Genomic DNA, 19,400 nt, shown 5'->3' on the forward strand with positions numbered 1-19,400 from the left:
AGAGCACCATCTTGACAGGGTGGGGGTCAGTGGTTCGAGCCCACTACAGATCACCATACTTTTAACATCAAAAGCCTTGATTCTCAAGGCTTTTTCTATTTCTATTCCTTTGAACAGTGCAAACCTGCAGCAGAATCTTCTTTGCTCAATGAAAGTGATGCGACAGATGATACTTTGCAGGGGAAGCGAGTGTGTGTGCCTCGAAATATATATTATTACAAGACCAAGCATCTCTCATTCGTATCTAACGGGTGATGGATGCTTTTTTATTTTGTTCGTAATTGCAAGAACTAAACTTGCAACTGCTTTCATATAGTGAAGGTATAACGAATGTTTCGCTATTGAATGGGGACAAGCGGAGGAGGTTGGGTTATGGGAGCCGAATTGAGTGTATGGATAATCGGTGTGTTCGGGATCGTAGCGGTTGTCTGTTGGTTTTTATCCAAGCTTCTCATCTTTGATAGTACAAAGCATGATGAGCAATTTGTATGGCTTCGCTCAGTTGAAGAGGATACCAGCAAGAAGGAATGAAGTCATGAGCAAGGGCATGAGATGTTTAAGGGATTAACTTTACGGTGAGAATAGGGGCTATATCGTGAAGTTATTAGTGTTGTTTGCGGGGGTAGCAGCATGCGTAGACGATGGAACGTAATAGGCGTGGTAATGTTGGCCGGAATCATCACGGGCGTCCTGCTTGTTGGGCTTAGTATGAACGCTGTCGACGCAAGTCGCTTCTATCCTGGGATTGATCCTGTAGAGAAGAAGATACCGATCTATGAGGATGTGTATGGTAAGCCAATTATTGAGGAAGTGTATGAGCCCTAGAGTATAACCATACAAGTGGCCGACAGCCCTAGAGATCCTAAGGATCTCCAGGGCTGTTTTCTTCATAAATGTGTTCATTATGCTTCATTAATCTGTGTTGGATGAATGATTGGGCTGCCTAGCTGTGCTGTCTATAGGCTCTTCTGCATCCCATTTACGTGCGTAGGCTTTCTTCGTCACGTAGAGAAGCAGAAGCACCATGCCTACTACCATGACAACAACTGCGATTACTGTAGCCAGTATCGGATCCATCGTGTACCCCCTTGCTAATGTAAGCGTGTCCGTTATTGCAACTATACATGAAATTCATTTTTTTGTATAATATAAATTCGTTTGCAGCAGCTAAGATATTATACATAATCGCTGTTGCAACATTTCATTCGGAGGTGATCGGGAGTGGCTGCTGAAATCATTGAGGTTAAGACACAGGAACAATTGGACGAGTGTATTGCGATACGAAAGGAAGTATTCGTTGCTGAGCAACATGTACCGGAAGAAGAAGAATGTGACGAGTACGATAACTTGGATGCTCCGGCCTTTCACGTCCTGCTGATGTCAGACGGACAGTACGCTGCAACAGGACGAGTGAAGCTGTTGGATGAATTCACTGCTAAGATGCAGCGTATTGCAGTAAGAAAGCCATTCCGCGGGAAAGGGATTGGAAGAGTTTTAATGGTAGGTCTGGAGCAAATCGCCCGGAAACACGGTGTGGAGAAATGCGTGCTGGACGGTCAGTGCCAAGCGGAAGGGTTCTATCATTCTTTAGGGTATGAGACAGTGTCAGAGGAGTCATTCTTGGATGCGGGTATTCCTCATATTCGCATGGAGAAGAAGCTGTAATTCGTTGTACCGATTTTCGGTTCATAAAAGTTGTGGGTTATGGACACTCTACCTAACAAACGCATCTAATGTAGGATATATATAGTTAGGAGGATGATGTTCGCATGTCACAGCGAGAATCCATTGTAGCTGTTCAGAAGAATGGGGACGGGGATCTAACGGCGTTCCAAACGAATACAGGCCGAATCTTAAATTACGAGCAGGCTCTTCAAGCCGTGCAAAATGGAGAAATTGCGGGTGTGAATGCCTTCAAGGGAAGAGACGGCGGTACTTATCTTCGTGGAGATGCTGATGGTGATCCAAGCAACAATCTGGATAATTTGCCGACTTTCCAATAACGGTATAGAAGACATAACGAAAGAGCACTTGCAGCGGCCAAATTGGGTCGTTGTAAAGTGCTCTTTGGTGTATTATTCGATTGTATAGAGCTGGTGTTGATCGACAAAGGACATGGCGCCAGTATGCCCTTCGTACTGCGGCCGTTCATCTCCATAGTGCATGAGGAAGGTAAGCTTCTGCAGTGTATCTGGAAGCGTCAAGAGCTCTGCCAATGTCGCATGAACCTCTCCATTCCCGCCTAATTGACAGTCATGGAAGATGGTGGTTACTCCACGCTGTTCAACTAAGCGGTGAAGCAGTTCCGGCTGGAACTGCATATCAGCGCTGTAGAAAAAATGATTGTTGATAAGAAGAGAGAAGCTGCGCTTGCCTTCAATATGTGGAGTCTCTAATAATTCGACGGTAAGACCCGCTGCAATGTCATAGGGCTGCCCTGGCTCAATTGCATGTACATCGAATACATCCTCTAAGCAGCTTATTCCCTCCTGGGTTAGTCCACCCTTCAATGTATGCTCCCATAATACGGATACGAGTGGAGAAGCTATGTACAGTTTTGGCTTACGTCCATATTTGAACTTCATCTGGAAGGCCAATTCTTCTAATCCCCCAACATGATCAGCATGAATATGAGAGATAAGAACACCATCGATGTCAGAGAATGACTTATTCAAATGGTGTAGAGCCATCGGTGCCGTAATTCCACAGTCGATGAGCAGTGTGAATCCACCAGAGTAAAGTAATCCGTTGTTATTGAAGTATGATTTGGCAAATGCACTGCCTGTCCCTAACATTTGTATGTGAAGGTTCATCTTCATCCTCCTATTGGCTGACAAGGCTAGAATTACGCCTATACTGTACCATGTCTGGGATAAATGCACAAGCAAGGCAGCGCAATCTGCATAATGTGCAATAATCAGGTTCGGCCGGAAGCGGCAGGCAACGTGAAATGCACATGAAGCGGGTGAAGGGCATGACGAAGGGGAAGGGCAAAAAGAAGACGAGTTTACAATCTGGTCGTGAACAGTTCACGATGAAAATAGTAACTTCAGATCGGTGTGAAGTGTGTAAGACACCCTGCACGCGCGGGATGGATTATGTGGAGCGGATGTCTCAGCCAGGCGCAGTTGGAAATGGCGTTCCCTGTATATTAACCCGGACCAAACTGGGCCGCTAATTGTCCCTACCCTACACAATAGGGTACATGTTCCCGGGGTGATAACATGTCTGTTGCACACCCAATCATTTCCCGGGACATAATGGATTTCCGGATCGCGCGAATCACCTACAATCGTCTTACCTATTGAACAATGGGGGGATCGTGATGCAGTTGGAGATTGTATGGAAGGGAAATGAGCATACCAATTCGAGTGATCGCAAGGGGGAGATCCCTGCAATTATTGTGAATCATATTTCTGCTCAGAGCTTAACGAGTCTAGATGCATGGTACACATGTCCTGACAACAAGATTTCTTCAGCTCATTTTGCAGTGTCCAAGAATGGGACAATTCATCAATATGTATCCATTGAGCGAATGGCATTATCACAAGGACTAGAAGGAGAACGAATTGCCTTAGCGCCTGCTTTTGTTGTACGTGAAAAAGGAATGAATCCTAATCGATATGCGGTATCAATCGAGCATGAAGGAATGGACGGGCTGCTGACAGACGAACAGTATCAGGCATGTCTTCGTTTGCATCGTTATATACAACGATATGTAATGGAGAAGTGGGGACATTGGATCTCCTTGGATTATGAACATGTGTTGGGACATTTTCAGATCGATGCCATAAGAAAAGCGAACTGTCCAGGCCCTAACTTTCCATGGAGCCGGTTATATGAGGATTTGCGGCATATGAAGGAAGGGTGAGAGCATTGCTGGCATACCACAAGTTTTTGCAGGCGAAATAGTTCATGGCTTTGTTCATGATAGTATGAATGCACATGAGAGTTATTTGCGAATTAGGCGCAACTCTAAAGCATGATTGGAGTATAACTTTACAACAAAGAAATTTGGGGGTAACGAGATGAAATGCAGGAGACTTGCAGCATTCGTTCTGCTTGGTTCTATTGTGGGTGGAGCGTATGCATCGGCACAGACAGATGTCGCACCTAGTTCTGCGCAAGCCGCTCCAGTGGCTGAGAAGATTGATGTTGTTCTGAATGGGAATGCGGTAAATGAAGGCGGGTATATGATAGATGGACGTGCTTATTTGTCTGTACGACAAATACAAGAAGCACTTCAGGCATTTATATTCTGGGATGATGCCAATAAGAAGGTTGTAATTGACAAGCCTAATGTGGACTTGCTGCTGTTCAAGGACAATAAAACATTTGGCAAAGTCGAGACGGGGAAGACCTCCTTTACAGTATTCGTCCAAGTCGACAGTTTGCAGTCGACAGTTGATGCGATCAAGATTACGATCACAGATCCGAAAGGGAAGACAACGGAGCTTCAGGAATCGAGTGTTCCAACAAATGAAGATAATTTCTGGTTCCGTACGAATGAGCATAAGTATGATTTCAAGGCCAAGGGCGACTATATGATCTCTTGTTATTTGAGACAGAAGAATGGTGAATTCACCCTTATATCTCAGAAAAAGTTGCCTGCAATATCTAAACCTTAGCTTTTGGTTATTATACATACTGAAGCGAGTAGGCGTTCGTTGACCTCTTTCGCAGAAAGTGGTACGATACGTGAGTATAACCACTACCTGAACATAAAGGAGATTTACTCATGAGCGAACATAACCATGATTGCGGATGTGGACACGATCATGATCACGACCACGATCACGATCATGAATTGATTATTACAATGGTAGACGAAGACGGCAACGAAATCGACATGACGATGGTCGAGACGTTCAACGTCGACGAGCAGCTATATGCACTTCTTCTCCAACGCAACGATCCAGAAGCGGACGGCATTATCGTACGTCTGGAAGAGCAAGGCGAAGAAATGGCAATGCTTCCTATCGAAGATGACGCTGAGTGGGAACGCGTACAGCAAGCATACAACGAATTGGTAGCTGAGCAAGGCGAGTAATTCATTCGCTCTGCCAATATACAGGTATGGAACAAGCTCCGGAGAATTCCGGGGCTTGTTCTTTTTTAGAGCATGATTCCGTTCGGAGCGGATCAATTGGGATATTCTTATAGATGCTCTTATTTGCGTGGATTGTAATACATAATTCTACCGTTGAACAGCGTAAGTTCCGCTTTCCACTTTTTCGCCAAATATTTGCACAACTCGTTCCCTTTGGCCTTGTCTCCGTGAGTGGCATCGTCAGGCAGAACCATTTGCACGTAGCGGCGGGAATCCTCTTTCTCACCAACACCAAATACGATATGTCGATATAATGGATTGGAACCTTTTAAATAGAACCATTCCTGCTCTTGCCCGGGCTTTGTTTCAATTGTATATGGAAAGGCAGCCTCGGCATAATCCCAGCCTAATTGTTCTCCGGTTAATTGGGTTTGTTCCCGGTAATGGAGAAGTTGGCCCTTCAATTCATCTAATGTAATGGACGCAACCTCCGAACCATCGACAAACGTAATGAATGCGCTTTGACTCATCGAATCTATCCTCCCCTTGGGACATCTTCTACTTATGGCACGAATCGCTTACATCATACCATTTGACTGAATGTGATGGCAATATTTACATGGAAATGAAGTTCGAATCTTGTTCTAGGAACGCGATTTATGTTATACTCGATCGTATAACCATTAAATGGTTTGTGTTCTTGGAAAAGGATATCCCGAGGAGGTGTGCGATGTTTGACCATTTGTATGAAGTTTCGGAGCAAGCAAATGTTACCTTTGTCGGTTGGGCCACAGAACAGATTCGTTATGATTTCGCACTCATTTATTCCGATCATTTTATCGGCAAGACATTAGTTGTATGTATGCAGACTGGTCGTTCGACATTATTATGTGCCGACGATTTGCGTCCAGAAATTCTCCAAGTCAAATTCAATTTGCCTCATGCTGAGGCGGCAAGTGAAGCAGCGCAGCTGTTGCTTACGCGAATACATCCACTCGAGGTACAGGATCAATACTGAATGATCCTGCAGAGAATGAATACAGGGTGCCCCGATATGGGGCACCCTGTATTGTGCATTAGAAGATCGCGCGTTCCTCACGAATAACCTTAACAAATTCAATATTGCGATCTTCTGGTCCCTTAACCGGAAGCCCAATATCGACGTGATCACGAATATAATTGATGTTTTCTTGCGAGATGACTTCGCCTGGAAGCAAGATCGGAATGCCAGGCGGATAAACGTATATAAATTCTGCAATAATTCGTCCTGCAGACTCCTTAAAAGGTATGACCTCAGTATCCGCATAGAAGGCATCGCGCGGAATGAGGGACAACTGCGGAATCTCCGGAATTTTGACGACGAGCTCCTGTACTTCATTGCGTTCATGGTGAAGACTGGACAAGTCGCGCAATGCGCGGAGCAGAATGTTGATCGTCTCCTTGGAGTCGCCCGGCGTGACGAGACAGAGAATATTGTACATATCGCTCAGTTCGACTTCGATGTTGTAGTGCTCCCGCAGCCAGTTCTCCGTTTCATAACCGGTTATCCCCAAATGGCGGACATGAATGGTCAGTTTCGTCGGATCATAGCTGTAAGTCGCTTCTCCGCCGAGAATCTCTTCGCCAAAACAGTACAGGCTAGGAATTTCATTAATTTGCTGACGGGCAAATTCGGCCAGTTCAATGGTATGTTCCGCCATTTCATGACCGTTAAGAGCCAAGTTGCGACGGGATGTATCCAAAGATGCCAGCAATATATAGGAAGTGGAAGTCGTTGTCAGCATGCTGAATATGGTTTGTACACGCTGATGATTCACGAGTCCATTTTTCGTATTTACATTAAGCACAGAACTCTGGGTTAGTGAACCGCCCAGCTTATGCACACTTGTCGCAGCCATATCGGCACCGGCCTGCATGGCTGACATCGGCAGCTTTTCGTGGAAATGAATAAGAACACCATGTGCTTCATCAACAAGTACAGGAATATCGTAAGAATGTGCTAAGTCGACAATCTCCTTCAAGTTCGCGCAAATCCCAAAGTACGTTGGATTAATGACGAGCACTGCTTTCGTATCTGGGTGTTTCTCCAAGGCTCTGCGTACCGAGCTGGTTGTGATGCCGTGATCGATTCCTAAATTCGCATCGCGCGCTGGCGAGACGAATACAGGCTTTGCACCGGCGAAAATAATGGCGGACATGATCGATTTATGAACATTGCGTGGAACCAGAATTTTATCTCCTGGAGAGCATACGGACATAATCATTGTCATGATTGCGCTGCTTGTGCCTTGTACGCTGAAGAGCGTATAATCGGCACCTAGTGCGTCAGCAGCAAGTTGCTGCGCCTCGGCGATGACGCTAGTAGGCTGGTGCAAGTCATCAAGCGGAGCAATGTTAATCAGATCTATAGAGAGCGCCTGATCTCCGATAAAGCTTCGGAATTCTGCATCTGTCCCTGCGCCTTTTTTATGACCTGGAATGTGGAACTGCACCGGATTATTGGAGGCATGTTCCGTAAGTGCGGTAAATAAGGGCGTCCGATGATGGTTCATCGCCGTATCACAACCTTTCATGTTGGCAATCTACTAAGCTGCGCATGGCGTGTCCTGCGCAAACAAGGTTTAGTTTAACAAAAACGACCCGGAATGCAAGATCTTTTTCCTCTATAGTAAGGGGGGAGCATGAATAAGTATTCGCACTTTATTCATTTTCGTTTCAAGGTATGGTGTGATAGGATGTACATATCGGAGGGAATTGTCATGAAAAAGAAAATGTCCGTTGTCATGTTCATGCTGATGATGGTGTTCATTGGCTTCGGTATCGTGATTCCGGTTCTGCCTCGAATGATAACGAATGCAGGCGCCAATGAATTTCATTTGGGGCTTATGCTCTCGATCTATTCATTAATTGCGTTCGTGGTGTCTCCAATATGGGGAGCATTGTCGGAGAAGGTTGGTCGGCGTCCCATCATCCTTATCGGGACTCTCGGGTTCAGTATAAGTTATCTGCTGTTCGGATTAGCGAACGGTGAGCTTTGGATGATGTATGTTTCCCGCGCATTGGGAGGCATCTTCTCTGGTGCTGTAGCTTCAGTTATTGTTGCCTACGTCGCCGATATCACGACACCTGAGCAACGCACGAAGGGTATGGCCTTTGTTGGAATGTCGATTGGGCTAGGTTTTACATTTGGGCCAGCCTTTGGCGGTATTTTAAGCAGATACGGTTATAATACGCCCTTTTTCGCAGCTTCAGCATTGACATTTATCACATGCGTGCTAGGCTTCGTATTACTTAAGGAATCGCTGACTCCTGAGGAGCGCAAGGGAAGCCGCGAATCGGCTCCTTCACGCTGGACAGCCTTTACGGGACGAATGAAGTATTTGTATGTATTGTCCTTCTTTGTTACCTTTACGCTGGCAGGATTGGAAGCGACGCTATTGTATTTTGAAGCAGCTAGAATCCCAGGAATTACAGAGGAGCAGATCGGATACATGTTCTTCTTCTGTGGCCTTTCAGGTGCGCTTGTTCAAGGTGGGGTTGTAAGACGCTACATCAAGAGTGGAGGAGAGAAGAAGGCGATTGCGGTAGGTCTGATTATATCTGCTGTAGGATTTTTGCTGCTCTTGTTGTCCTCAAGTGTTGTCGACGCAACCATTTACTTATGCGTGTTCGGTATCGGCAATGCCTTGATCCGCCCGTGTGTAACTTCATTGATCACACAGAAAACGACGGTTAGCCAGGGTGTTGCTTCAGGTTTGAATTCTTCGATGGACAGCTTTGGCCGTATTACAGGGCCGCTGCTTGCCACGGGGCTGTTCGGATGGAACATGAATCTTCCTTACATAATCGGAGCAGTCTTATGTGTTGCTGCGATTTGGCTTCTCATCCGCTTTGCTGTGCTGGATCGAAATCAGACGGCCGCGAACACAACTGCATAAACAAGAACATGTGCAAAAACTGCGCTTGGCGATTGCTGGTTACGTAATCGCTGAGCGCAGTTTTTTGTTGAGTGTCGCTATATGACGTTGTATGACCTAGTATGACGTTAATTAAGCCTCGACAGCCAACCGGTACAGTGGCATTAACGTCGTGAACGTCTGCCTAGCAAGCTCCATAAAGGCCTCACCGTTCTGCAGCAGTGGATCATTCATCGGAACGTGGCGTCCAACCAGCCATTCTGCCGACTTGATATCCCGGAAGCGGGTAAGCTTGTCAGCCATCTCCGTCTCACTCAGATCTCCGATTTGGTCGGCGTCTTTCTTCATATGATCCATGGACAATACATAATTATTAGGGATGATGCTTCTAAGTTGTTTTTGGTCATCAAGCATCGCCTGTGCAATGTTGCGCTTGTTCGCCACCTCATAAATGAAAGCCAGCCAAATAAAGACATGATCATCGAACAAGCCAACCTGGAAATGGGGAAGGGATTTGTATCCGCGTTTGTTCGGCCCAATGGCAAGCCATGTATCCTTCGGCGGATTAACCGTACGACGAGCATGCTTCGCAATATGGAGGAACATTTCAGTTCCGCTGTGCATCGCTACATCACTAATTAGCTGTTCTCCAATGGTGCGGAATTTCGGTTGAATACGATCACGAATGGCCTCCATACGGGCATCAAGCCCCTCAATTGTAAAGGTTTCAAAATCTGAAGGAGAAAATCCAGAAAACGTCATTCATCTCTTCCTTTCTAAGCTGTTGTCATCTATACACGAGCTGGTACAGAAGCTATCGAAACTCACTTACTTACTCGCTCGGGAATTTAAACATCAAGTAATCCGTGCATGTTGCCTGTGTCGAACAAGCAGTCACCCACTCAGTATATCATAATATATTGAGAATGTTTATCAAATTATAATTATTATATTTTGGTGGAACAAGCCTCTTGTTTGGAAATCCAGTCAATAATCCAAGTTGATGAATCATATGATGGAGTATACGACAAGGTAAGGAGGGATTGCCGTGAATCGCAGCGACGAGGTGGAATACTGCAACCTGGAGCTACGCTTTGACCGTCGGCAAATCCAGAACCTCATCCGTGATCTTATACAAGAAGGTTATTCCTTGTATTGGAGTGAAAATGAATCGCTATTTATCGTATCTATCCGAACAGGAAGGAAGTTGGTCAAACTTCGGTTCCAACGTATGGAGCAGCGCTACAAAATTGTCGGCGACTATACGATTCGGGACGAGAAGCTGGCTGACTTTATGGAAAAACTGATCGGCGATTCACGCGGGCATGCGGTCGTCAAACGGTTCAAAGATAGACAGATTTTTATCGAGAATATTTTGTTCGGCGAACGAATTCGTCTGGTTGAGGTCATAGGGCCGAAGCAGCGCGTATTGTATCAGAAGAGGCCTATTGTAACTACTGAGGAGATGATGCAGGCATTCTTATCCAATCGGGCAGAGCAGCGTATGCGTGTGCTGCGGCTCGAAATGGATTATGTGCTCGCGGAGCTGTTTGAGGCAATGAATGAGCAAAAAATAGCTGTTATAGAGAGATGCAAAGAGAAGCTGAATGAGCTTCGCTCCGAGATGATTCAGCTGGAATGGTAATTGTTATTCATGGTTTAATCACCCTCCCATCCGCCAAATGTATGGATGAATTGCAAGGGCGAGATGGTTGCAGGGTGTTTTGCTGTGCTGTACAATAAGCGTAATGCAAACTATATAAATTTATGGATAAAGGGTGGAACAACCATATGGCTAACAATCAAATCGGTGTCATTGGCCTTGCCGTAATGGGTAAGAACCTGGCGCTTAACATCGAGAGCCGCGGCTTCACAGTATCGGTATACAACCGTTCCCGCGAGAAGACAGATGCACTCATTGCCGAAGCAGTAGGCAAGAACCTGACTGGTACATATTCCATTGAGGAATTCGTACAATCTCTTGAAGCACCACGTAAAATTTTGATTATGGTACAAGCTGGACAAGCTACAGATGCAACGATTGAGCAGTTGCTTCCACACTTGGATCAAGGCGATATTATTATTGATGGCGGTAACGCTCATTTCCCTGATACACAGCGTCGCAGCAAGTACTTGGAAGAGAAGGGCTTCCGCTTCATCGGAACAGGCGTATCCGGCGGTGAAGAGGGCGCATTGAAAGGCCCTGCAATCATGCCTGGCGGCCAAGAAAGCGCTTATCGCTTGGTTGAGCCAATTTTGACAAGCATTTCAGCAAAAGTAGGCGGCGACCCTTGCTGTACATATATTGGGCCGGACGGTGCTGGCCACTATGTTAAGATGGTTCACAACGGCATCGAGTATGGCGACATGCAATTGATTTGTGAAGCTTATCATTTGCTTACGAATGTACTGGGTGTAAGTGCTAAAGAGCTTCACTCCATCTTCGGCGAATGGAACAAAGGCGAGCTTGACAGCTATCTGATTGAAATTACAACAGATATCTTCTCCAAGTACGATGAAGAAACAGGCAAGCCAATGGTTGACGTCATTCTTGACTCTGCCGGTCAAAAAGGTACGGGTAAATGGACAAGCCAAAGCGCGCTTGATCTTGGCGTGCCATTGTCCATGATTACGGAATCCGTATTCTCCCGCTTTTTGTCCGCATTGAAGGACGAGCGCGTTGTAGCGAGCAAAGTGTTGAAAGGGCCGAAGACCCCTGCATTCACTGGAGACAAGGAGGCATTCATCGAGAGCATCCGCAAGGCTTTGTACGCGTCCAAGATCGTATCTTACGCGCAAGGCTTCGCACAAATGCGTGCAGCTTCCGAAGAGTTCGACTGGAACCTTCGCTATGGTGAGATCGCAATGATCTTCCGCGGCGGCTGCATTATCCGTTCCCGCTTCTTGCAGAACATCAAAGAAGCTTACGACCGCGAACCAGAGCTGAAGAATTTGCTGCTTGATCCATATTTCCAAAATATCGTGGAAACGTACCAAGACGCTTGGCGCGAAGTCATCAGCACTGCGGTTGCATACGGCGTTCCTGTTCCAGGATTCGCAAGTGCACTTGCTTACTTCGACAGCTATCGCACAGAGCGCTTGCCAGCGAACTTGCTGCAAGCACAACGCGACTACTTCGGTGCGCATACATTCAAGCGTGTAGACAAAGAAGGAACATTCCATTACAACTGGATGTCATAATAGAGATCAAAAAACAACGCCGAGCCTGCTTAGGACTCGGCGTTGTTTTTGCGTACGGTTGATTATTCGCATTCATTCATATAAACCGGATACAAGTTCAGCCAAATATTTGCGAATCCGATCCGATTCTTGTCCATAACTGCTGCTGTACACGAGCAGAGAAGAGATTTCGGCATAGCTATGGAAGCGGCGAACCAATTGATTCGGCTCAAGCATAGCCCACTTGTCAGGATAATCTGTGAGCTGCTGCTTAATTACATTCAGCGCCCATACGATGTCTTCCCTGCACAATGGGTGATTCGAATCCATAATACGAGCCAGGCGAACAGATGTGGAGCGCTGAATGGTCGATTTGGATGGATGCGGTTCTGGGACAGGCAATTGGGGCATGTCTCATTCACTCCTACATAAAAAATGGCACTAGACGATTTCTTGATTTCATTGACGATGGCAGGGCTATTATTCATCTTTATGTTGAACTTCTTCATTTTATACCTATCACCATTGTCGAATAAAAGAAACGTGTGGTATCATGTGGGAAGTTTACCGTCATATTGGTCATCATCTGACCTACTCGTTCACGATGAGCCATTTGACTTAGAGAAGCGAGGCTGGAAATGATGCAGCATATTATTTTAATCGGATTTATGGGCACCGGGAAATCGACGGTTGGGCAAGAAGTTGCCAAGAAGCTGGGCTGCAGCTTTGCAGACTTGGATACTGCTGTGGTCGCGCTAGAGGGCCGTACGATTCCTGATATCTTTGCCTCTGATGGAGAAGCTTATTTTCGAGAACAAGAAAGTCATGTTCTAGCTGGAATATTGAACAGTCCGACAAGGCATGTCATTGCAACGGGTGGTGGCATTGTCCTCCAGGAGAGCAATCGAGAGCTGATGCGAAATGGAGGCTTCATCGTGCATTTAGCAGCAAGCAAGGAGACGATACTGTCGCGTGTGAAGCGGGATCGCAATCGTCCGCTGCTTCAAGGCGATGTGGAAGAACGGGTGTCAAAGCTCATGCAGCAGCGCGAGGGACTGTATGATTTTGCACATACAACAGTTCTGACCGACCATGAGACAGCTGTGCAATTGGCTGCTCGCATTTGTAAGCTGGTCGAAGGCAATTGTGAATAAAAGCCCCTAGCAGGAGGGGCGTGCAGATTATTTGAGGCGTTATTTAGAGGTGTGCTCCAATTGACTCCAGGCGAGCATTCCGCCTTCCATATTGACACAGCCCTCCAAGCCGATATGCTGCAAGTATTCGCATACTCGTTCGCTGCGATATCCGCTTCGACAAATGAAAATGATTTCTTCCGTCCGCTCGATTTCGTCGAGACGATCTGGGATTTCATTCATGGGGATATGCTTGGCACCGGGAATCATTCCGTGAGCGACTTCCTCATCTTCCCGTACATCTATTAAATTTAGTGCTTCGCCGCGTTCTAGGCGTTGTTTCAACACAGCCACATCAATTTGAGCAATTGGATTCATAACGATTAGGCATCCTTTCTTATCTGGAATTCATTCGAGATAAGAGTTATTATACGTTGAAAGATAAAGGAGTGGAAGCGCATGGACGTAATCGTTCGATCAACACCAAAACTGCAAGGAGATATTCAGGCCTTATCCTCGAAAAACTATACGACACGCTATCTTCTTGCAGCTGCACTGGCAGAGGGGACAAGCACGATTTATTATCCAGCTCACAGTGAAGACAGCGATGCGATGCGCCGCTGCCTCCGTGATTTGGGTGCCCAGCTGGTTGAGGACGAAGAGAAGATTATCATTACCGGCTTCGGTAAGCATCCAACATTAAGTAATGCTTCCAATGAGCTGAATGTAGGGAATGCAGGAGCGGTATTGCGCTTCTTGATGGGCACAGCCTCTCTGCTGGAGGAAGTGAAGTTTGTTAATACGTACCCGGATTCCTTAGGGAAGCGTCCACACGACGACTTGATTACTGCACTTGAACAAATGGGCGTAGCGATTGAGCATCGGGAAGGCAAACTTCCGATTACGATCCGCGGTGGGAAGCCACGTGGAGGCAAAATCAAGGTATCCGGCAATGTGAGTTCGCAGTATTTAAGCTCGCTGTTGTTCTTGGCTCCGTTGCTGGAGGAAGACAGTGAAATTGAAGTGGTAGATGATTTGAAATCGAAGGTTGTCGTTGGACAGACGCTTGAAGTACTTGCGGAAGCGGGCATTCGGATCGAGGCGAGAGAAGATCTGATGTATTTCAAGATTGCCGGCAACCAACAATATGAAGCGAAGACCTATACGGTGCAGGGCGACTATCCGGGCTCTGCAGCGGTTCTCGCTGCAGCGGCCGTCGTTGATTCTGATGTGATCATTCGCGGATTGACTGAGGACAGCAAGCAAGGAGAGCGAGCCATTGTCGATGTGCTGCGCATGATGGAAGTTCCACTTCAGCATGAGCATTCCGTTGTTCGAGTCCAAGGGAATCGCAAGCTGAAGGCCGTTGAGATTGATGGTGACGTGGCAACGGATGCAGTCCTCGCTATGGTGGCTGCTGCGGTGTTCGCAGAAGGTACATCCCGCTTCTATAATGTAGAGAATTTGCGCTACAAAGAATGTGATCGGATTACCGATTATCTCACTGAACTTCGCAAGGCTGGAGCGAATGTGGAGGAGCGTCAAGCGGAGATTATTGTTCATGGACTCCCAGAAGGCGTTACAGGAGGCGTAGAAATTAACGCTCATTATGATCATCGTGTTATTATGGCATTGACGGTAGTTGGCTTGCGCGCAGAGCAGCCGATTCGAATTAAGGATGCTCACCATGTTGCCAAGTCGTATCCGCAGTATTTCGATCACCTGCGTGCGCTGGGAGCGCAAGTAGAATGGGTCGAAGAAAATGCTTAATGCATGATGCGTTTTGCTTGACATGTACAGCATAATGTATTGCATGATATGTAATGTATGATACACAATGATTGATAAACCAGCAGTATGCTGTCCATTGGAAGGGAGTTGTTACGATGAGTTATCAGCATCCATCGCAAGAGGCGATCAAGGGGCTGCTGCGAAGCAGCACAAACATTGCAGTCGTCGGACTGTCAGACGATCCGACTCGCGTGTCCTATATGGTGGCGGAGGCGATGCAGCGCAAGGGATATCGCATCATTCCGGTCAATCCGAAGGCGGAGAGCATCCTTGGAGAACAATGCTATGCTTCGCTGCGTGATGTACCGGATCATATCGACATTGTTAATGTGTTCCGACGCAGTGAATACTGTGCGGATATTGCTCGTGAAGCTGCGGCTGTTAAGGCAGGGGCAATTTGGCTGCAGCAGGGGATCGTTAGTGAAGAGGCGGCTGCCATTGCAGAAGAGCACGGAATGACTGTCGTGATGGATTTGTGCATTAAGGTACTGGACTCGATTTTATTGCCGCATGGCAAGGGTGAGTCTGCTTCCACATAAAGTGTAAAGACGAAAGCCGGGCATTCCTAGTTGCTGCTGCGATGATGGGGTCCGGTTTTTCGTGTGATAGGAGATAGAAGTGGCTACGAGAGAGGGACGCGGCTGTAAAATGCTTTGACAACAAAGCGTGATGCCCTTACCATTCTTGGTAGAAGGGAGGATGTGCATTGAATCAATTAGGGCGATTGCAGCAATTGTCGCGTGCGCTCATGCAGCCGCTAATCGCACTCCCCGCCGCCGCGCTTGCAATAGCAATCGGCAATTTGCTTCACAGCGCAGGTTTGACGGATACTGCGGTACTATTTGAACTGACAGGGAAGACGGTGTTTGCTGTTCTTCCTTATATTTTCGCAGTCGGGGTTGCACTTGGACTGTCCAATAATGCCGGTGTAGCTGCACTATCGTCCCTGCTTGGTATGTTTATTTTCAGGCAGCTGCTCGTCCAATGGCAAGCTACATTCGAGCCAACGATCCTCAACGGCATCCTGTTTGGGGTAATGGCAGGCTTCTTGCATGAACGGTTCAAAAACATAAAAATGCCAGAATATTTACAATTTTTTGGCGGCCCGAGATTCGTCATTGCGATTACGATTATGGCTTCAATCCTGCTTTCCTGGCTGATGAAGCTGTTCTCGCCGATTTTACAGCAAGGGGTCATGTTTCTTGGCCAGGAGCTGCTTGCGATGGGAGGATTCGGGGTATTTCTATACGGGGTTCTGCATCGGGTGTTAGTGGCATTTGGATTGCATCATCTGCTTAATAACGTATACTGGTTCCAAATCGGCTCCTATACGAATAGTGAAGGAATGACCTTCACTGGAGATTTGCCGCGGTTTTTCGCTGGAGATCCGAATGCTGGCATCTATATGGCAGGCATGTATCCCATTATGATGTTTGCACTTCCGGCAGTCGCACTGGCCATCGTGCATGAATCACGAGAGGACTTGCGCCCGAAGGTGCGCAAAACCTACTTTACGGCTGCCTGTGTGTCATTGTTGACCGGGATTACCGAGCCGATTGAGTTTGCCTTTTTGTTCGCAGCGCCATATCTATTCGTTGTCCACGCGCTGTTAACCGGAGCTGCGATGTGGCTGACCGCTGAGATTGGTGTGAGACACGGCTTCTCCTTCTCAGCAGGAGCGATTGATTATGTGATTAACTTCCACCAAGCAACGAAGGCGCTGTGGATTATCCCGATTGGAATCGCATTCGGATTCATTTATTATGTGGTGTTCCGCTTTGCCATTCAGCGATTCCAAATTCCGACGCCAGGCAGAGTTGACGGTTCATTGCTTGATGATATGGCAGGAGATTTGCTGCCGAGGGTGCCGCTTATTATTCGAGCGCTTGGGGGTAAAGATAACATCATTGATCTGCAGGCTTGTATTACGAGATTGAGATTAAGGGTTAAGAACGATAAGTTGGTAGATCGTCACGCGCTTCGTGTAATCGGTGCAGCAGGGGTCATTCGTCTTGGGGGCGGGCATATTCAAGTCGTATTTGGAACCTACTCGGAGCTGATTAAGGACGAAATGGCGAAGCGCCTGCAGCGTGATCCGAATCAAATCTGGTTCGTGGCACCCGTACAGGGGCGGATGATACCAATCGAAGAAGTGCCGGATACGATATTTGCCAAGAAGCTCGTTGGCCATGGCGTAGCTTTTTATCCGGATAAGGGAGAGCTTGTATCGCCTGTGCGCGGACGCATCCGCCACATTTACCCTACGATGCATGCGATCGGCATTGAAACGCCGGAAGGGTTAGAAGTGTTGTTACATATTGGAATTGAGACGTCATCATTGAATGGCGCCGGTTTTCAAGCAGTAGTACAGGAAGGTGATGAAGTGAAACCGGGACAGCTGCTCATTAAATTTGATTTGCCGGAAGTGAAGAAGCGCTGCAAATCGCTCGCGACACCGATGGTGATTACGAACTCAGACACTGTCGCTTCATGGAGTATAGCGCCATATGCGCCTGTTCGGAAGGGACAGACTTCAGTCATGTCAGTCATTATGCATGAACATGCGGTTGGAGGTGCAAGCCGATGACACAGAAAGTCCAAGGTATCGGTGCATCCGCAGGCATTGCCATAGGCAAGGCATTCGTATTGCCGACTTGGGAGTGGGATGTTCCTGAGGAAAAGATGGATCCAGCCGACTTAGCGCGTGAATTCGAACGATTGTATGACGGAATCCGCTCCTCGAAGCATGAGATAGAATTTATTAAGAGTGAAATTAAAGAAATGGTTGGCAGTGAAGAATCCAGCATCTTTGATGCGCACCTGGCCATTCTGGAAGATCCGATCTTCATGAATGAGATTCAAGGGATCATTCAGCGGCAGTATAAAGCTGCCGAGGTTGCGGTCAAGGAAGCGATCGATCATTTCGTAACGATGTTCGATCTGCTCGATGATGAATATATGAAGGAGCGGGCGTTGGATATCAAGGATGTCGGCAACCGACTGCTCAAGCATTTGCTGGGTGCACCGGAAATTACACTTCCGACGGACACACAGCCGTATATTCTTGTTGCGAAGGAGCTGTCTCCGTCACAGTTGGTTCATTTAAATCCGAAGAATGTGCTTGGCATTGTGATGCTTCAAGGCGGGAAAACCTCGCATTCGGCCATTATGGCTAGAGCGCTGGGCATTCCGCTTGTGCTTGGACTGGAAGGGAAAGTTGCGAAGCCGATTCAGACCGGGGATACCGTCATTGTCGATGGGGAATATGGCATCGTACATATTGCTCCGCCGCAAGATGTGATCACTTGCTATGAAGCGCGGCGTGATGCCTATGTACAGGAAGCAGACGAGCTGCAGAAGATTGTATCCCTGCCAGCTGTCACACTCGATGACTTCGTTGTTCAGCTGGGGGCGAATATCAGCTCCACACGTGAGCTGAATATTGCCGATCAGAATGGAGCGGAGGGGGTTGGTCTCTTCCGTACCGAGTTCATGTACATGGATCGTTCGTATCCGCCTTCAGAAGCGGAGCAGTTTACGGTATATCTGGAGGCGGCAGAGCATTGTAAGGACAATTCGGTGATTATCCGCACATTGGATGTAGGCGGAGACAAACCAATGGATTATTTGAATCTGCCGGAAGAGGATAATCCATTCCTTGGGTATCGGGCGATTCGCATTTGTCTCGATCGGCAGGATCTGTTCAAGACGCAGCTGCGGGCGATCTTGCGGGCAAGCGCACACGGCCCGATTATGGTCATGTTCCCGATGATTACATCGGTGAATGAGGTGCAAGCGGCTAAGTCCATATTGGAACAGGCCAAGGCAGAGCTGCGGGAAGAAGGACTTCCATTCAATGAAGGGCTGCCGGTAGGCATTATGATTGAGGTTCCTGCCGCTGCGATGATTGCCGATCAGCTGGCGAAGGAAGTTGACTTCTTCAGTATCGGAACGAATGACTTGGTTCAGTATACACTAGCCGTGGATCGGATGAACGAGCAGATTGCCCATATGTATGATCCTTTCCATCCAGCGGTGCTGCGCTTGATTCGTTATACGGTTCAGGCGGCGAAGCAGGCAGGCATTATGGTCGGTGTATGCGGTGAAATGGCAGGGGATCCGCGGGCGGTTCCGATTTGGCTTGCACTTGGCGTGAATAAACTAAGTATGTCCTCACGCTCCATTCCACGCGTGAAGGCGGCAGTTCGCCGTTCGACGGTGGAGCAGTGCAAGCGTATTGCAGATAGTGTGTTCGAGTCCGGAACGAAAGAAGAGATTGAGATGGTGATTGAACAGCGTTAATAGGAGATCCTTTCAAGGAGAAATACC

25 protein-coding genes are annotated in these 19,400 nt (G+C 47.3%); 18 read left to right on the forward strand and 7 right to left on the reverse strand.

The window, feature by feature from the left end:
• The 3 genes from BBG47_RS30370 to BBG47_RS01480 form a co-directional block, all read left to right on the forward strand.
• Positions 1-316, forward strand: a 316-nt coding sequence (locus BBG47_RS30370; RefSeq protein WP_217492493.1) for a hypothetical protein, incomplete at its 5' end; no start/stop codon positions are given.
• Positions 317-372: 56 nt separating this feature from the next.
• The gene (locus tag BBG47_RS29755; RefSeq protein ID WP_161627341.1) at positions 373-531 is read left to right on the forward strand and encodes a hypothetical protein; all 159 of its coding nucleotides are present in this window, start codon (positions 373-375) and stop codon (positions 529-531) included.
• Between the two features lie 99 nt (positions 532-630).
• Entirely contained in the window at positions 631-825 is a 195-nt protein-coding gene (locus tag BBG47_RS01480; RefSeq protein ID WP_021256718.1) for a hypothetical protein, read from the forward strand.
• Between the two features lie 87 nt (positions 826-912).
• Here the strand turns inward: BBG47_RS01480 and BBG47_RS29760 are convergent, their stop codons facing one another.
• On the reverse strand, positions 913-1,077 hold the full coding sequence (locus tag BBG47_RS29760; RefSeq protein WP_162833935.1) for a hypothetical protein: 165 nt from the start codon (positions 1,075-1,077) through the stop codon (positions 913-915).
• A 144-nt stretch (positions 1,078-1,221) separates the two neighbouring features.
• Between BBG47_RS29760 and BBG47_RS01485 the strand changes: the two genes are divergently transcribed.
• Entirely contained in the window at positions 1,222-1,665 is a 444-nt protein-coding gene (locus BBG47_RS01485) for a GNAT family N-acetyltransferase (protein WP_065290243.1), read from the forward strand.
• Positions 1,666-1,769: 104 nt separating this feature from the next.
• Positions 1,770-2,003, forward strand: coding sequence for a DUF3892 domain-containing protein (locus tag BBG47_RS01490; protein ID WP_021256716.1), 234 nt, complete (start codon positions 1,770-1,772; stop codon positions 2,001-2,003).
• A 72-nt stretch (positions 2,004-2,075) separates the two neighbouring features.
• Here BBG47_RS01490 and BBG47_RS01495 read toward each other — a convergent pair whose 3' ends face one another.
• Positions 2,076-2,813: an MBL fold metallo-hydrolase gene (locus BBG47_RS01495; RefSeq protein WP_065290244.1), complete on the reverse strand. Its 738-nt coding sequence runs from the start codon at positions 2,811-2,813 to the stop codon at positions 2,076-2,078.
• Between the two features lie 161 nt (positions 2,814-2,974).
• Here BBG47_RS01495 and BBG47_RS28825 point away from each other — a divergent pair, with 161 nt between their 5' ends.
• The 4 genes from BBG47_RS28825 (at position 2,975) to BBG47_RS01510 (ending at position 5,050) form a co-directional block, all read left to right on the forward strand.
• Complete coding sequence (locus BBG47_RS28825) at positions 2,975-3,178, forward strand: hypothetical protein (protein ID WP_083189036.1); 204 nt, start codon at positions 2,975-2,977, stop codon at positions 3,176-3,178.
• Positions 3,179-3,325: 147 nt separating this feature from the next.
• A complete protein-coding gene (locus tag BBG47_RS01500; protein WP_065290245.1) occupies positions 3,326-3,871 on the forward strand; it encodes an N-acetylmuramoyl-L-alanine amidase in 546 nt (181 codons plus the stop codon).
• Between the two features lie 157 nt (positions 3,872-4,028).
• Positions 4,029-4,628 (forward strand): stalk domain-containing protein, encoded by a 600-nt coding sequence (locus BBG47_RS01505; protein ID WP_065290246.1) that lies wholly within the window; start codon positions 4,029-4,031, stop codon positions 4,626-4,628.
• Between the two features lie 110 nt (positions 4,629-4,738).
• On the forward strand, positions 4,739-5,050 hold the full coding sequence (locus tag BBG47_RS01510) for a DUF1292 domain-containing protein (protein ID WP_021256711.1): 312 nt from the start codon (positions 4,739-4,741) through the stop codon (positions 5,048-5,050).
• 119 nt (positions 5,051-5,169) lie between these two features.
• Here BBG47_RS01510 and BBG47_RS01515 read toward each other — a convergent pair whose 3' ends face one another.
• Positions 5,170-5,580, reverse strand: a complete 411-nt coding sequence (locus tag BBG47_RS01515; protein ID WP_065290247.1) for a DUF1885 family protein — start codon at positions 5,578-5,580, stop codon at positions 5,170-5,172.
• Between the two features lie 200 nt (positions 5,581-5,780).
• Between BBG47_RS01515 and BBG47_RS01520 the strand changes: the two genes are divergently transcribed.
• Complete coding sequence (locus BBG47_RS01520) at positions 5,781-6,068, forward strand: DUF3055 domain-containing protein (RefSeq protein WP_021256709.1); 288 nt, start codon at positions 5,781-5,783, stop codon at positions 6,066-6,068.
• A 58-nt stretch (positions 6,069-6,126) separates the two neighbouring features.
• Here the strand turns inward: BBG47_RS01520 and BBG47_RS01525 are convergent, their stop codons facing one another.
• Entirely contained in the window at positions 6,127-7,602 is a 1,476-nt protein-coding gene (locus BBG47_RS01525; RefSeq protein WP_065290248.1) for an aminotransferase class I/II-fold pyridoxal phosphate-dependent enzyme, read from the reverse strand.
• Positions 7,603-7,809: 207 nt separating this feature from the next.
• Between BBG47_RS01525 and BBG47_RS01530 the strand changes: the two genes are divergently transcribed.
• Positions 7,810-8,988 carry an MFS transporter gene (locus tag BBG47_RS01530; RefSeq protein ID WP_065290249.1) on the forward strand — a complete coding sequence of 393 codons (1,179 nt, stop codon included), beginning with the start codon at positions 7,810-7,812 and terminating at the stop codon, positions 8,986-8,988.
• A gap of 111 nt (positions 8,989-9,099) precedes the next feature.
• Here the strand turns inward: BBG47_RS01530 and BBG47_RS01535 are convergent, their stop codons facing one another.
• Positions 9,100-9,729 (reverse strand): YktB family protein, encoded by a 630-nt coding sequence (locus tag BBG47_RS01535; protein ID WP_065290250.1) that lies wholly within the window; start codon positions 9,727-9,729, stop codon positions 9,100-9,102.
• 286 nt (positions 9,730-10,015) lie between these two features.
• Here BBG47_RS01535 and BBG47_RS01540 point away from each other — a divergent pair, with 286 nt between their 5' ends.
• A complete protein-coding gene (locus BBG47_RS01540; RefSeq protein ID WP_021256705.1) occupies positions 10,016-10,612 on the forward strand; it encodes a hypothetical protein in 597 nt (198 codons plus the stop codon).
• A 146-nt stretch (positions 10,613-10,758) separates the two neighbouring features.
• Positions 10,759-12,168 (forward strand): NADP-dependent phosphogluconate dehydrogenase, encoded by a 1,410-nt coding sequence (gene gndA, locus BBG47_RS01545; RefSeq protein ID WP_065290251.1) that lies wholly within the window; start codon positions 10,759-10,761, stop codon positions 12,166-12,168.
• A gap of 72 nt (positions 12,169-12,240) precedes the next feature.
• Here the strand turns inward: gndA and BBG47_RS01550 are convergent, their stop codons facing one another.
• Positions 12,241-12,558: a hypothetical protein gene (locus tag BBG47_RS01550; RefSeq protein ID WP_021256703.1), complete on the reverse strand. Its 318-nt coding sequence runs from the start codon at positions 12,556-12,558 to the stop codon at positions 12,241-12,243.
• Between the two features lie 227 nt (positions 12,559-12,785).
• Between BBG47_RS01550 and BBG47_RS01555 the strand changes: the two genes are divergently transcribed.
• The gene (locus BBG47_RS01555) at positions 12,786-13,301 is read left to right on the forward strand and encodes a shikimate kinase (protein ID WP_251482638.1); all 516 of its coding nucleotides are present in this window, start codon (positions 12,786-12,788) and stop codon (positions 13,299-13,301) included.
• 39 nt (positions 13,302-13,340) lie between these two features.
• Here BBG47_RS01555 and BBG47_RS01560 read toward each other — a convergent pair whose 3' ends face one another.
• Complete coding sequence (locus BBG47_RS01560; protein WP_021256701.1) at positions 13,341-13,658, reverse strand: rhodanese-like domain-containing protein; 318 nt, start codon at positions 13,656-13,658, stop codon at positions 13,341-13,343.
• A gap of 81 nt (positions 13,659-13,739) precedes the next feature.
• Here BBG47_RS01560 and aroA point away from each other — a divergent pair, with 81 nt between their 5' ends.
• The 4 genes from aroA (at position 13,740) to ptsP (ending at position 19,373) form a co-directional block, all read left to right on the forward strand.
• A complete protein-coding gene (gene aroA, locus BBG47_RS01565; RefSeq protein ID WP_065290252.1) occupies positions 13,740-15,050 on the forward strand; it encodes a 3-phosphoshikimate 1-carboxyvinyltransferase in 1,311 nt (436 codons plus the stop codon).
• Positions 15,051-15,166: 116 nt separating this feature from the next.
• Positions 15,167-15,610: a CoA-binding protein gene (locus tag BBG47_RS01570; protein ID WP_065290253.1), complete on the forward strand. Its 444-nt coding sequence runs from the start codon at positions 15,167-15,169 to the stop codon at positions 15,608-15,610.
• Positions 15,611-15,777: 167 nt separating this feature from the next.
• Positions 15,778-17,658, forward strand: a complete 1,881-nt coding sequence (locus tag BBG47_RS01575; RefSeq protein WP_175400463.1) for a glucose PTS transporter subunit IIA — start codon at positions 15,778-15,780, stop codon at positions 17,656-17,658.
• Positions 17,655-19,373: a phosphoenolpyruvate--protein phosphotransferase gene (gene ptsP, locus BBG47_RS01580; RefSeq protein ID WP_065290254.1), complete on the forward strand. Its 1,719-nt coding sequence runs from the start codon at positions 17,655-17,657 to the stop codon at positions 19,371-19,373. Before BBG47_RS01575 ends, ptsP begins: the two co-directional genes overlap by 4 nt.
• Positions 19,374-19,400 lie beyond the last annotated feature (27 nt).

Origin of the sequence: Paenibacillus sp. KS1, assembly GCF_001680695.1 — a bacterium.
Classification (GTDB): domain Bacteria; phylum Bacillota; class Bacilli; order Paenibacillales; family Paenibacillaceae; genus Paenibacillus_B; species Paenibacillus_B suaedae.